Genomic DNA, 14,065 nt, shown 5'->3' on the forward strand with positions numbered 1-14,065 from the left:
AAAAAGCGAAACGATTAAAGCTCTATGCATTAGAACCAACCACCCAACTAATTCCTAATCCCTGGCCACTAAAAACACAATAACCGACCTCCAAAGATTTAACTTCGTTGAGCTTCGGTTCTCCGCTACGGTCGAAATGACGAAAAAAGGTAGGACAATGCACCTTGACTAACTACTAACTACTAATTCCTAGTTCCTAAAAGCTTACCTTTACACAATGAATCCCGAGCTTTTAAAAGATTTAGTGCAGATGCGTATGCCCTACGGTAAATATCAAGGCAAGCTGTTATGCGATTTACCCGAATACTATTTGGTTTGGTACCATCAAAAGGGGTTTCCTGCTGGAAAATTGGGAATGTTGTTAGCTACCCTTTATGAAATTAAGCTGAATGGCTTGGAATATTTATTACAGCCGTTAAAGAAATAAGCTTTCATAAAAAAACCTCGCAACCTAGGTCCGATAATTAAAGTTGTGAAAAAGACACATTAAAACTGATGCGGAAATAAATTCAGCATGACGGAACGTCGATTTAACGTCACCCTGACCTGTAGCGAAGCGGAAAGCTATGCAATAAATTTATTTCAGGGTCTGTAATTAAAGAAAGAATCCACATAACTGCAAAGCAACCAAATAACAACCTAACTCAGGTTACAAGATCTATAGATTCCACTTTAATTAAACACAAAACCTCGCAGGTTTTAAAACCTGCGAGGTTGATATGTTCTTTGTTTTCACTAGAACAATAAATATTAAAACTTCAAGTTCAAGCTTAACAAGAAATTACGTGTAGCTTGCGGGTAAAAGTATTTATAGCGTCCAAAATCTCCGTTAGATAAATAAGCACCACTGCCACCGTTTGATTCATATTTTACATCAAAGATATTGTTCACCAAAAAGTTTAAGCCAATATTTTTAACTCCTGGTAAAGAAAGGTTATACGTCAAACGTAAATCATTAATGAAGAAAGCATCCAAAACGCGATCACTCGCAGAGGTATTATCCAGGTTCTGCTCACCTACATATTTACTGATCAAGGCTATTCCGGCATTTTTGTACGAGTAAGCAAACTCGTTTGAAGCCACAATTTTTGGCGAGTAAGCAATATTGGTATTGTTGTAATCGAAAGTCAACAAAGCCCCATCTATTACGTCATCATAAACATACTCCGTAAAATTCTTGATTCTACTTTGACTTAACGTAGCCGTTGCCGACCACGAGAAGTTCTTTACAACCTGCCAGCGGGCATCCAACTCTAAACCTATGCGGTAGCTATCGGGCACATTCTGACGGGTTTGTCCTCCTACTTCGTTCAACTTACCAGTATTGATCAGTTGGTTTTTGTACAACATGGCAAAACCATTGGCGCCAATATTAAAGTTAGCTTGTTGGGTCCTATAGCCAAACTCAATATCTGTTAAGCTTTCGTGTTTAGGTCGTGTTCCCGTGTTCGAATCTGTAAAGTCTCTGCGGTTAGGCTCTTTGTTGCCTACAGCCACCGAAGCATACACATTGTTTTTATCATCCAAGTTATAGCTCAAACCAAATTTAGGGTTAAAAAACTCCAAACGGGCATTTTGTTGCGCAAAGTTATTCGCATCAACTTTCCCATAAAATGAATAAAAAACATTGCGATACTGCAAATCAGCGAAGATATTAAGTTTATCTAACTGATAGCTTACCCTACCAAAAATGTTAAAGTCACTTTTAAAAGCATCGTTATCATCATATCTGTGGCGTATAGAGCCCGAACCATCATAATTGGCATACTGTGCCCAAACCACCTCATCAAAATGATTGCCCTCATAACGGTTATAAGCACCGCCCAAAGTAAAGTTCAAGTTGCTTTGTGGCGTGTACGACAATGAATAAGTGGTACCGTAAAAATTGTTATCCAACCATAACCGACGAACCAAATCAGACTTGTCAATGGTTTTAACTGGCAAATTGGTGATAGGATCTAAAATCACCACAGGGTCAATTGAATATTTCTTCAATGATTGTGCCGTTTTAAACTCCTCATAATAACCTCTACCATAAGTGTAGTGCAAAGCGGCATTGGCCACCAATTGCTTGGTAATGTTACGGGTGTAAAATAACTGATAATGATCTTGCTGATAGTTATCGGTTTGATTGTCGTACGTGAAATCATTATGACGGCGATTAGTTTCCAACATTTCTTCGCTAATACCATTCCAAGCCTGATAAGTTTTCTCTGTCCCGCTAAATACGTTCAAACGTAAGATGTCGTTTTTACCATAATACGCACCCGTCACAAAAAATGATTTCAGGTTAGACGATGCCCTGTCTACATAACCATCAGATTTAATTCTCGATAAACGAGCGTCAAAGCTAAACTTGTTGTTAATCAAACCCGTTCCTGCACTTACTGTGTTTCTCCAAGTTTGGTATGAACCAAAAGTATTGTTCAATTCGGCGTAGGCCGAGTCTCTCCTGGTGGTGGTTTGGATGTTTAAACTGGCTCCAAAAGCACCTGCACCGTTGGTTGAGGTACCTACCCCACGCTGTATCTGGATATTATCTACCGAGGAAGCCAGGTCTGGCAGGTTGATAAAGAAACTACCTTGGCTTTCCGCATCGTTCAGCGGAATACCGTTTAGGGTTACGTTGATACGGGTAGCATCACTACCTCTAATTCTTATTCCCGTGTATCCAATTCCCGCACCGGCATCCGAAGTAACCACTACCGAAGGGGTTTGGTTCAGTAAATACGGCAAATCCTGTCCCTGATTGGTTTTGTCCAAATCGGCTTTGCTTAAATTTTTATAGGTAAACGCGGCATTTTTAGTTACCCTTGTAGCGCTTACCACTACCTCATCGGCCACAAAAGATAACTGCTGCAACACAAAATCCAGTTCGGCATTAGCCGTTAAGTTTACTTTTTTCTCTTGCGTAGCAAAACCTACGTAACTGATGGCCACGGTATAGCTACCGGCAGGCAAATTTGCAAACTCGTACACTCCGTTGGTGTTACTGGCCGCCGTAAATCCCTTGCCTTTTAATTTCACGCTCGCACCAGAAAGTGCTTTTCCATCTCCTTCGGTTACCTTTCCCGAAATCCTGAACTGTGCCATCGCCAAAAACGGGCACAACAATGCAGCCAAAACTGCAAATCTTAATTTTTTCAACTTTTTGTTGTTTTTTAGTTAAACCCATCGGTAAGTAGGGGTTACTCCCGACTTTAGTTAAACTTCATAAACCATCCCTACGCCAGCATTACCTGGATCAGGTGCATTTGAGGTTTTAAGTTTTAAGCTGTAGGTTCTAAGTTATACGTCTTCCGACTTACTACTTATTACTCTCAACTTTTAACTTTCCACTTCAAAATGGGTATGATCTCAGCCTTTATTTGTGTTTTATGCAAAACAAGGCACCCCTTATTGATGCTGCAAAGCTATATTTTTTTTTTGAAAAGCAAAACCCGTAGCACTATTTACCGAAAGTCCTGCTTTCCGTTGCAATCTTTTTGTTCCGCTCCCATAATGCTTTCATCCCCAGGAACGAAGGATCTACCAATGTACCACTTAACCTACAAATCCTTCACTAACGTTCAGGATAACAACAGAAAACAAAAAGTATTTCCACTTCAATCAGGTTTAACTGGCAAATCCATCTTACCAACTTTGCGTTCTTCGCGATTACTTGGCCAATCTTTGCGGTGAAATTTCTAATTCTTTTAATAGATTACCGCAAAGGAATAAAGAGTTACGCAAAGAACGCAAAGAGGCATGAAACCAATCCAAATTCATCCTATCTTTAAATTACAAAACAACCCTCATGACCAACGATTATCTCGACAGCATTAAAAAGCAATTTCAGTATTACAAACAGCTGGGCGACAAAACATTTGCCCAATTAAGTGACGATGCCTTATTTTGGCAATTCAACGAAGACAGTAACAGCATTGCCATTATTGTAAGCCATCTTTCTGGTAATATGATTTCTCGTTGGACAGACTTCCTGTCTTCTGATGGAGAAAAAGATTGGCGAAACAGAGATGAAGAATTTGAACCACAGATCACTTCAAAACAAGAACTCATAGATAAATGGGAACAGGGCTGGAATTGTTTATTCAATGCCATCAACCCATTAACAGCACAAGATTTAAACCAAATCGTTTATATCCGTAATCAGGGACATACCGTTCTTGAAGCGATTAACAGACAATTGGCCCACTACCCCTACCACGTTGGTCAAATTGTAATGCTGGGCAAAATGTTGGCAAAAGACGGTTGGCAGTCCCTATCCATTCCCAAAGGGAAATCGCAAGCCTATAACCATGATAAATTTGCTCAACCCAAACAAAACAGGCACTTTACCGATGAGTATTTAGATAATTCAACTAAAGAACAATCTTCATGAAACAAGAAATACAAGATTACAACAATCTGCAAATTGAAGCAGACAAAGCCATTTGCGATTTGCTGGCCAGTAACATTAATCAGTACCTCCCCGAAGCCGAAAACAAGATATGGCATGGACATCCGGTTTGGTTTTTAGCAGGCAATCCCATTGTTGGCTACAGCAAGCTCAAAAACTGTATCCGCTTGTTATTTTGGAGCGGGCAATCTTTTGAAGAACCTGCTCTACAAAACGAAGGAACTTTTAAAGCCGCCGAAGCCCGTTATACCGAGGCTGAGCAAGTGGCTATTGATGACCTGAAGCGCTGGCTGGAAAAAGCAAGGGATATCCAATGGGATTACAAAAATTTAATTAAACGTAAGGGTAAATTGGAAAGGTTGAAGTAAACGCCCATTCATGTTCACATTATTGCCTTAACTTTGAATATCAAAATACAATTACCATGGTTAAATTTGGATACACCATTCTTTACGTTAACGACGTTACAAAATCAATCGAGTTTTATGAAAAGGCTTTTGGCTTTAACAGAAAATTCATTTCTCCCGACAATGATTATGGCGAACTAGCTACTGGCGAAACTACCATTTCATTTGCGTCCCATACTTTGGCCGCATCCAATTTAAAAGATGGTTTTACGCCTAGCGGACTTAACCAAAAACCTTTTGCAATTGAGTTAGGCTTTATTACGGATGATGTAGCCGCCATATTCGAATTAGCTGCCAAGCACGGTGCAGCCCAAGTTGCGGCGCCTAAACAAAAACCGTGGGGACAAACGGTTGCCTATGTAAGGGATATCGATGGGTTTTTAGTCGAAATTTGCACCCCAATGGGATAAACACGGGATTAAAATATTCCTATCTTAAAATGCTACATTAGATCAGGGACATCAAAAAATACGGGAAATTTAAAGCAACTATCCCAGGATCATGATAGAACGACTAGCAAACCGTAGTGCGCTACAGGGGTTTTACCTTGGTAATGGAAAAGGTGTATTTGCCCAAGTCGTAACCATTAAAATCAGCCACTTTAATTACCTTAACGTCAGCACGTTTACCTTGCTTGTATAGCATTCCAGTAAGATGATAGTTTTTATCTTTATGCAAGTCTTTTAATAAATCATTTGGTACAATGCCGTCAATTTGCAATTGAATATAATTTAGCAGGGACCCTGCCGGACGAGTGTTATCGTTATAGCCAGTAAAAGTTGCAATTTTAAAGCTCTGCCCACTTAGCAGGGTATCTCTTAAACCTTTAAATTGCAGGGGCATTTCATTAAGAAACTGTTCTTCGTTACTCCATCTGATCGCTTCTTTTTTAAACTTTTCAGTAATTTCCTCGTTAGCAGTTTCACCGCTGGTCCACTCGGGATGCTGGGCTACAAACTCATTTACCTTTTGCTCTACAAATACATTGGAAGTTGCTACAGTTTCCTTAGGTTGATTGCTTGTACATGATACTGCAGCCGCAGCTATTAATATGAGTAATAATCTTTTCATATTTGGCAATTTTAATTGTAATCATAAAGAAAGTAAGTTTCGGTTAAAAATTGGCGCTTTACTTGTAAAAGGTTTAATACGTTTGGTACTTTGGCGTTTTTTAGGCCAAGGATTTCTCCTACTTAGCTCGATTGTCCATCATCGCCCAATTGGCCGCCAATCGTAATGCCATAACAGAGATGTACAACCTTTAAGGTTCCACCTGTGGCCGGAACCATGCATTGCAGAGCGGCTGTATATCGTAAAAAAGCCTTTCAGTATCAACTAAAAGGCTTCAATTTTATGAAGTGCTACAAAGGCCTGTAACCTGCAACCCAACTACAAAGCGGCTAAGCTTTCTTGAATGGTTGCTATTTTCGACTCCGCATCGGCTTTTTTGTTGCGCTCGTTCTGGATAATCTCAGGCTTAGCATTCTGTACAAAACGTTCGTTATTCAACTTGGCATCTACCGATTTCAAGAAACCTTGCAAATATTCCAGTTCTTTGGTTAAACGTTGCTTTTCGGCGTCTACATCAATATTTTGGCTTAACGGAACAAAGAATTCATCTTTATCCACCATAAAGCTGGCCGCCCCGGTTACTTTATCGGTTACTACCTCAGCCTTGCTGATATTGGCCAATTTGCAAACAATGTTCAGCCATTTATCGTAAGCTACCTCAGAATTAATCTTGATATTCAGTTCCAAAGCCTCTTTAGGGGAAATTTGACGGGTATTTCTTACATTCCTGATTTCAGAAACCAAACCTTTTACCAACTCTGCTTCTTTTAATAAAGTTTCGTTGGTTTCTCCAACCGTTGGGTAGCTGGCCACAATACAGCAATCCATTTCCGCACGTTCACCAAACAGTTCATCATGGTAAAGTTCTTCGGTAATGAATGGCATAAACGGATGTAAAAGCTTCAAGATCTGCTCAAAGAACTTCACCGAAGCTGTCCTGGTAGCGGCATCAACCGGCTGTTGGTAAGCAGGTTTTACCATTTCGAGGTACCAGGCACAGAAATCGTCCCAAACCAATTTATAAGTAGCCATTAAAGCTTCTGATAAACGGTATTGTTTAAAGTTATGCTCAATTTCGGTTAAAGCTTCGCTAAAACGGCTTTCGAACCACGCAATGGCCTGCTCATTAGGATTAGCCAAAGAAGCGTCAACCTCCCAGCCTTTTACCAAGCGGAAGGCATTCCAAATCTTGTTGGCAAAGTTTCTGCCCTGCTCACAATACGCTTCATCAAACATCAAATCATTACCTGCCGGCGACGACATCAACATGCCTACCCTCACGCCATCGGCACCGTATTGCTCAATCAAACCTATGGGATCAGGTGAGTTCCCCAATGATTTAGACATTTTACGGCCCAGTTTATCACGAACAATACCCGTTAAATAAACATTGGTGAACGGCTTTTTGCCTGTAAACTCCTTTCCGGCCATGATCATACGGGCTACCCAGAAAAACAAAATCTCCGGGGCAGTTACCAAATCATTGGTTGGGTAATAGTAATTGAAATCTTTATTGTCAGGATTCTTAAAGCCATCAAAAACGGAAATTGGCCACAGCCATGAAGAAAACCACGTATCCATTACATCTTCATCTTGTGTAATAAATTCTTCGGCCTGTTTCCTAAAGCCAGCCTTGCTCTCTTCGCTCCATTCTCTACGTTCAGGCACACGGTTAATGAGTTCCTCAATTGCCTCTTCCTTTGTTTTGGCAACTACAGGTTCTTCATGCTGGAAATACCATGCAGGGATGCGTTGCCCCCACCATAATTGGCGGGAAATGCACCAGTCCTTTACGTTTTCCATCCAATGGCGATAAGTATTGATAAACTTCTCTGGAATCAACTTCACCTCGCCATTCAACACCTCTTCCAAAGCTGGTTTTGCCAACTCTTCCATTTTACTGAACCATTGTAAAGATAGTTTTGGCTCAATTACCGCATCGGTACGTTCCGAGAAACCTACCTGCGATTTATAGTCTTCCACTTTTTCCAGATGCCCTGCTTCTTCCAGCATTTTGGCAATCTTTTTACGGGCAATGAAACGGTCTTCACCAATTAAAATCTCTGCCTTATCGTTTAAGGTACCATCGTCATTTAAAATGTCGATAACAGGCAAATGATGTTTCAATCCAAGCTCGTAGTCATTTAAATCATGGGCAGGTGTTACTTTCAAACATCCCGTACCAAAATCCATTTCTACATAATCATCTAAAATGATTGGAATTTCACGATTAATTAAGGGAACATACACTTTTTTACCATGCAGGTGTTTGTAACGCTCGTCGTTAGGATTGATACAAATAGCGCTATCGGCCATGATTGTTTCCGGACGAGTAGTGGCAATGGTCAAAAAAGTGGTATGATCCAAAACATCTTTAGCGGTACCTGCAATATGATAATGGATGTAGTACAGTTTCTGGTTCACTTCTTTACGGATTACCTCTTCGTCAGATACCGCAGTTTTACCTGCCGGATCCCAGTTCACCATACGTACGCCACGGTAAATATTTCCTTTTTGATACAAATGGATAAAACTGTTGATCACCGCATCCGAAAGGTCTTCTTCCATGGTGAAACGGGTTCTGTCCCAATCGCAGCTGGCGCCCAGTTTTTTTAACTGCTCTAGGATAATACCGCCATATTTTTCTTTCCACTCCCAAGCATACTTTAAGAACTCCTCACGAGTGATGTCCTTTTTATTGATGCCTTTTTCCTTTAGCATAGCAACTACCTTGGCTTCCGTAGCGATAGAAGCATGATCAGTACCAGGAACCCAGCATGCGTTTTTGCCCTGCATACGGGCCTTACGAATCAATACATCCTGAATGGTATTGTTAAGCATGTGGCCCATGTGCAACACTCCCGTAACGTTTGGTGGCGGGATGACGATGGTGTAAGGCTCACGCTCATCAGGCTCTGAGTGGAAAAAACGTTTGTCCAACCAGTAACTGTACCATTTTTCTTCTGTTTCTTGCGGATTGTATTTTGTAGATATGCTCATTTATATGGTAAAAAAAATTTACTGCAAAAATACGGTTTTTAAAGCAGATTTTAAAGCGCTTGGAAGCTTTGCATTCCCTTTGCCACGCCATTTTCCAGCGGTGCAGCAACTACGAAACAAATTTATTTACAGAGCGTAATGTTTTAACAGATTGGCAACGTAATTTCCCTGCTTAAGCACAGATTTAAAAATCTACTTCGTTTTAAGATTCGGCATGCACGGGAATGCCCCCAATTATCGACCTGAAACAAACCCCATAAACACAGCCTCCACGTTCCATATCGGCAAAACAACCACCTGGTTGATAACCCTGATCTATCAATAACCAATTGACAGCAAAAACATTAACCAATTATATTTTGATAAATAAAGACATTTTTTCATTAAATTTGGTTAAACCTCATGAATTAGCAATGTACTTAACCAAATATACTGCACATCAAAATATATTGGGGGCTATCCGCAACAATGGCAATCTCAATGTCCAATTTGGAGATCCACCATTTCGGCATCCGCTCATTTTGTATCAATACCTACATGTTCCATAAAATGTATTTCTAGCACCATTATCGCCTACCGAAGCTTCCCATACCAACCAGTATCAGCACATTCATTTGCCATTTTCCTTTTCAGCACTGGTTTAAGTTAACCTCCCTTTTTTCAAGCTGTATCCGCTTATTTATCTGATTGTAATACCACAAACATAAGTGGAGACCAGAACCCACTTAAAAAAACGGGGCGTACCGAAAAGCCTTACGATTAGGAAAACTCAATAATGAAAAACTATGAAAAAAAGTTTAGCTGAATTTTTAGGCACCTTTTGGTTGGTGCTGGGTGGTTGTGGTAGCGCCGTATTGGCCGCTGCCTTTCCAAACGTAGGCATTGGCCTACTTGGTGTGGCCATGGCCTTTGGTTTAACCGTACTTACCATTGCCTATGCGCTGGGGCATATTTCCGGTGCACATTTAAACCCCGCAGTAACCATAGGTTTATGGGCAGGTGGCCGCATTGGCTTTAAAGACGTGCTCCCTTACATTATTTCACAAATTTTGGGGGCAATTGCCGCAGCGGCAGTTTTGTACGTTATCGCTACAGGCAATGGAAGCAGTATTGGAAATTTTGCGGCAAATGGTTATGGCGAACATTCACCAGGGGGCTACAACATGAACTCGGCCATGATTACAGAGCTGGTGATGACCTTCATGTTCCTGATCATCATTTTAGGAGCAACGGATAAAAGGGCTCCAAAAGGTTTTGCGGGCATAGCGATTGGCTTGGCACTTACCCTAATCCATTTGATTAGCATCCCGGTAACCAACACTTCCGTAAATCCGGCAAGGAGCATAAGCCAGGCCGTATTTGTGGGCGATTGGGCCTTATCACAGCTTTGGCTATTTATTGTTTTTCCTATTTTGGGAGCCCTTATTGCCGGATTTGTTTATAGATTTTTTAACAGCGAGGAATCCCTTGATTAATCGCTTAGGGCATCAGATAGACCTGCGGAGTTTGATAAACTCCGCAGGTCTTCGTTATAGTTTCCCTAGCATTACCAACCGTTATCAATTGCTTTCTATGATTGGATAGTTTTGTTGCGAGCCCCCCTGGAATGAACCAACAAACAAGTCAACCATTATAACGTAAAACGATAATTGGTTCCTAAGGCAAACCAACGCTTAGGCAATGGTACTGCCGCTACTTCGATATAGTCCTTATTTAAAACATTGGTTACCTCTGCATAAACATTCCAGTTCTGTTTTCCGTACAGTAAACGCACATCAGCAAGCAGGTATGGGCTTTTCAGTTCTCTTTCAATCCATCTGCCAGCTAGGGTTAATTGCCAGTTGGTGTATTTATAGATCAACCTGCCCAAAGCCTGATGTTTCAGGTTCTCAAGCACATACTTTGAAGTTACATTATTGGCGTAGCTCAACTCGCCCGCATGCAGGTAGTTGTAGCTCAACTGGTAAGTCAAATTGCTTCTGTTGTTTAAATCCAAAGACTGTCCCAGGCTCAGGTTAAAACCCTGGATTTTATGGTTTCCAAAGTTTTGTGGCTGATAAGGCACCGTGGCCGAATTTCTAACCCAATCAATAAAATCGGAAATATTGCGATAAAAATATCCGCCCTGCACATTAAAATGCGCTGATTTATACTGCAGGGAAAGCTCGTATTGCCAAGCATTTTCGGAAGTTAAATTGGGGTTCCCGATATTTCCCGGGCGCTGGTTAAGGTACAAATCTGTAAATGAAGGGATGCGCTGACTAGAGCCTACATTAAAGGCCAGCTTCCATTTGGGGGCAAATAAGTAAGCGGCATCCAAACCTGGAAAAGCCTGCCAACCATACTGTGTATTATAGTTTACATAGGTACCGATATTTAAAAGCAGATTTTTGAGCGCTTCGGTTTTATACTCTACATAAGCGCCATGGTTATACCTTTCCCTATCGCCAATATTGGTACTGTTAATATCTTCTGAACGGCTTTCTACGCCAAAACCAAAATCGCCGATGGCAGAGTGCAAAGTGCTGTTTAGCTCGGCCGACCATACCCCAGTTTGATGTAACGACCTGGCCTTGGTTAAGTCATTGCGATAATAGCGGTAATCGTCCCAGTTGTAGCGGGCACTGATGCGAGGACGCAGGCTAAAGTTTTTGCTTAACTGATGTGATGAACCTACGGCGAGCAAAGCGGTTTCCACAATTTCAAAAGCCTCTTTATCGCCCGGTGCAGCATAGTAACCGCTAGCGCCAAAAGCATTGTTGAGGTAGCCGCCCATCAAATTCAACTTATTATTTTCATTGAAATCGATATTCCCTTGATAAAAGAACTTATGGTCGTAAGTACTGCTGTTGTAACGTTGTCCGTTGTAATCGGTAACGCCAAAGCCCACCAAATGCCTACTATTTTTGCCTGCCATATTAATGGCCACTTGCGCCGCTGCTCCACCATAAATGCCACTGCCATCACCCACGGCCTTATCTTTAAAAGAAGAACCTGCTTGAAGGTTTACCTCGATAGCCGATTGTTTATCGGCCTTGGTAACGATGTTGATGGCTCCGGTTAAAGCGTTGATCCCGTACACCCTTGCCGCAGGGCCTTTTAATACTTCTATACGTTCAATGGCCGACAGTGGCACTGGAATGTTCATGGAGTGATGGGCCGTTTGAACATCGGAAATTTTCACGCCGTTCAGTAAAATGAGGGTCTGCTCAAAACTACCGCCGTCTATACTGATATCCGCCTGCGTGCCAAAGGGGCCACGTTGGCGCACATCTGCTCCGGCAATAAAGCTCAATACCTCGTTGATAGATTTTACGGGCATTTGGGCAATTTGTTCTTTGGTAATCAGCTGAATGTTACGAGCCTGCTTAGAAAAAGGGCTTTGCAACCTGTTTTCGGAAATGATGATTTCATTTAGCTTGGTGGTATCTTGCTTAACCTGCTGGGCTACGGCAAAGGAAAACGAGAGTGTTAACGTAAGTAGAAGGTATTTACTCATGATTTGATAATTGTTTGGGTTGTTAAATTGGCGCCTGGTGTTAGTTACTGATCTTTGAACTTCCAATGCTGGCCATCTAAATTTCTCCGCAAAACTCGTATCTTTCCGGAACATTAAAGTAGTCCAGTTTTAAGAATATGAATAGTCCGGTTAAAATTCCCTTTCTAAGTTTTATACAATTGGACCGTAAAGCCAAAACTCCCATCTTTTTACAGTTGGCACAACAACTTATCAATGCCATACAAAGGGGATATTTAATGCCTGGAAGTAAAATGCCTGGCAGCCGTACCCTGAGCGAACTCCTGCAATTGCACCGCAAAACGGTTATTGCCGCCTATGAAGACTTGCACCACCAAGGCTGGATAGCCATACACCCCAACAAAGGTGCCTATGTGATGGACAACAAAACCAAAAGTGAACGGCCTTACGATGCTTTGGTTTCCTTGGCGCATTATCCGGCTCAAACAGGGTATGCCTTTAAGCAATCGAGTATTTTGGATGATCCTTTTGAACAAACGGCCTGCAACTATCAATTTAACGATGGGGTGCCTGACATACGCCTCACCCAAATACATTACCTTTCTGGACTTTACAGTGCTTCCATGAAGCGAAAAAACATCCACCAGAAAATGGCGGGAAACAGTTTGCAGGACGGTCTATATTTCAAAGAGCAGCTCAGTAATTACCTGAACAGTTCCCGCGGCCTGCACATTGCCAAAAACAACTTGTTAATTACACGTAGCACCGAAATGAGCCTTTATATTATTGCGCAGCTTTTAATTGCGCAGGGCGATACGGTTTGGGTTGGGGAGCTGGGCTTATTTACCGCTAACATGATTTTCCATAAAGCTGGCGCTAACCTTAAAACCTTACCTGTTGACGAAAATGGTATTGATGTAGATTATTTGGCCGAAAAACTGAAAACTACCCCAGTGCGCATGGTGTATATTACCCCCCACCACCACTACCCTACTACCGTAACCTTAAGTGCACCACGAAGGGTGAAACTGCTTCAATTGGCACAGGAACATGGTTTCATTATTGTTGAGGATGATTATGACTACGATTTCCAATACGACAAAAGCACGGTTATGCCCCTGGCCAGCGCTGATTTGGCCGGAATGGTAATTTACGTTGGTTCATTTGGCAAATCGTTGGCACCTTCCTTTAGCACTGGCTTTGTGGTGGCGCCCCAAAACCTGATCAACGAAATGCAGAAATATATGGGCATTTTAGACCGGCACGGAGATTTGGTGATGGAGCAGGTTTTAGCAGAAATGATTGCCGAGGGTGATATCCACCGCCATTTGAAGAAATCGCTAAAGGTTTATCAAGAGCGAAGAAATCATTGCTGCATGCTACTGGCCCAACATTTTGGGCATCAGCTTTCATTTGCTGTACCTAGCGGTGGCCTGGCCGTTTGGGCCCAATGGAATATCCCCGTTTCTTTATGGAAACTGGCCAAAGATTGTAGGACCAAAGATTTGTTCATTCCAAAGAACATTCTTTATCAAAACAAAAATTTGATTGCCATGCGCATTGGTTTCGGGCACCTTACTACTGATGAAATGCAAAGGAGTTTGGAAATTATGAGCGGTTGTTTGGTTCAATAGTCCGTTGGTGTGCACTAGCCCGTTATCTCGACGGCAACGGAGAGATCTAAGCGAATTAACAATATAAAATAACCGG

10 protein-coding genes are annotated in these 14,065 nt (G+C 41.6%); 6 read left to right on the forward strand and 4 right to left on the reverse strand.

Features of this window, described 5'->3' with window-relative positions:
* Window positions 1-217 precede the first annotated feature (217 nt).
* Window positions 218-427 (forward strand): DUF3820 family protein, encoded by a 210-nt coding sequence (locus DUT71_RS08945; protein ID WP_113662202.1) that lies wholly within the window; start codon window positions 218-220, stop codon window positions 425-427.
* Window positions 428-750: 323 nt separating this feature from the next.
* On the opposite strand, the gene DUT71_RS08950 is transcribed toward DUT71_RS08945, so the two are convergent.
* On the reverse strand, window positions 751-3,147 hold the full coding sequence (locus DUT71_RS08950) for a TonB-dependent receptor (RefSeq protein ID WP_113662203.1): 2,397 nt from the start codon (window positions 3,145-3,147) through the stop codon (window positions 751-753).
* A 649-nt stretch (window positions 3,148-3,796) separates the two neighbouring features.
* On the opposite strand from DUT71_RS08950, the gene DUT71_RS08955 reads away from it, so the two are divergent.
* The 3 genes from DUT71_RS08955 to DUT71_RS08965 are packed head-to-tail and all read left to right on the forward strand — an operon-like array spanning window position 3,797 to window position 5,216.
* On the forward strand, window positions 3,797-4,381 hold the full coding sequence (locus DUT71_RS08955) for a DUF1572 domain-containing protein (RefSeq protein WP_113662204.1): 585 nt from the start codon (window positions 3,797-3,799) through the stop codon (window positions 4,379-4,381).
* Window positions 4,378-4,767: a DUF1801 domain-containing protein gene (locus DUT71_RS08960; RefSeq protein WP_113662205.1), complete on the forward strand. Its 390-nt coding sequence runs from the start codon at window positions 4,378-4,380 to the stop codon at window positions 4,765-4,767. The genes DUT71_RS08955 and DUT71_RS08960 overlap by 4 nt, the downstream gene beginning before the upstream one ends.
* A gap of 56 nt (window positions 4,768-4,823) precedes the next feature.
* Window positions 4,824-5,216 (forward strand): VOC family protein, encoded by a 393-nt coding sequence (locus DUT71_RS08965; RefSeq protein WP_113662206.1) that lies wholly within the window; start codon window positions 4,824-4,826, stop codon window positions 5,214-5,216.
* 121 nt (window positions 5,217-5,337) lie between these two features.
* Here DUT71_RS08965 and DUT71_RS08970 read toward each other — a convergent pair whose 3' ends face one another.
* Together DUT71_RS08970 and DUT71_RS08975 are read right to left on the reverse strand one after the other, a co-directional pair.
* Complete coding sequence (locus DUT71_RS08970) at window positions 5,338-5,877, reverse strand: hypothetical protein (protein WP_113662207.1); 540 nt, start codon at window positions 5,875-5,877, stop codon at window positions 5,338-5,340.
* Window positions 5,878-6,195: 318 nt separating this feature from the next.
* The gene (locus tag DUT71_RS08975; protein WP_113662208.1) at window positions 6,196-8,877 is read right to left on the reverse strand and encodes a valine--tRNA ligase; all 2,682 of its coding nucleotides are present in this window, start codon (window positions 8,875-8,877) and stop codon (window positions 6,196-6,198) included.
* 785 nt (window positions 8,878-9,662) lie between these two features.
* Here DUT71_RS08975 and aqpZ point away from each other — a divergent pair.
* Window positions 9,663-10,352, forward strand: coding sequence for an aquaporin Z (gene aqpZ, locus DUT71_RS08980; protein WP_113662209.1), 690 nt, complete (start codon window positions 9,663-9,665; stop codon window positions 10,350-10,352).
* A 155-nt stretch (window positions 10,353-10,507) separates the two neighbouring features.
* On the opposite strand, the gene DUT71_RS08985 is transcribed toward aqpZ, so the two are convergent.
* Window positions 10,508-12,376 carry a TonB-dependent receptor plug domain-containing protein gene (locus DUT71_RS08985; RefSeq protein WP_162795999.1) on the reverse strand — a complete coding sequence of 623 codons (1,869 nt, stop codon included), beginning with the start codon at window positions 12,374-12,376 and terminating at the stop codon, window positions 10,508-10,510.
* Between the two features lie 137 nt (window positions 12,377-12,513).
* On the opposite strand from DUT71_RS08985, the gene DUT71_RS08990 reads away from it, so the two are divergent.
* Window positions 12,514-13,989 (forward strand): aminotransferase-like domain-containing protein, encoded by a 1,476-nt coding sequence (locus tag DUT71_RS08990; RefSeq protein ID WP_113662211.1) that lies wholly within the window; start codon window positions 12,514-12,516, stop codon window positions 13,987-13,989.
* The last annotated feature ends 76 nt before the right edge of the window (window positions 13,990-14,065 follow it).

Source organism: Pedobacter nanyangensis (genome assembly GCF_003313505.1).
Taxonomy (GTDB): Bacteria; Bacteroidota; Bacteroidia; order Sphingobacteriales; family Sphingobacteriaceae; genus Pedobacter; species Pedobacter nanyangensis.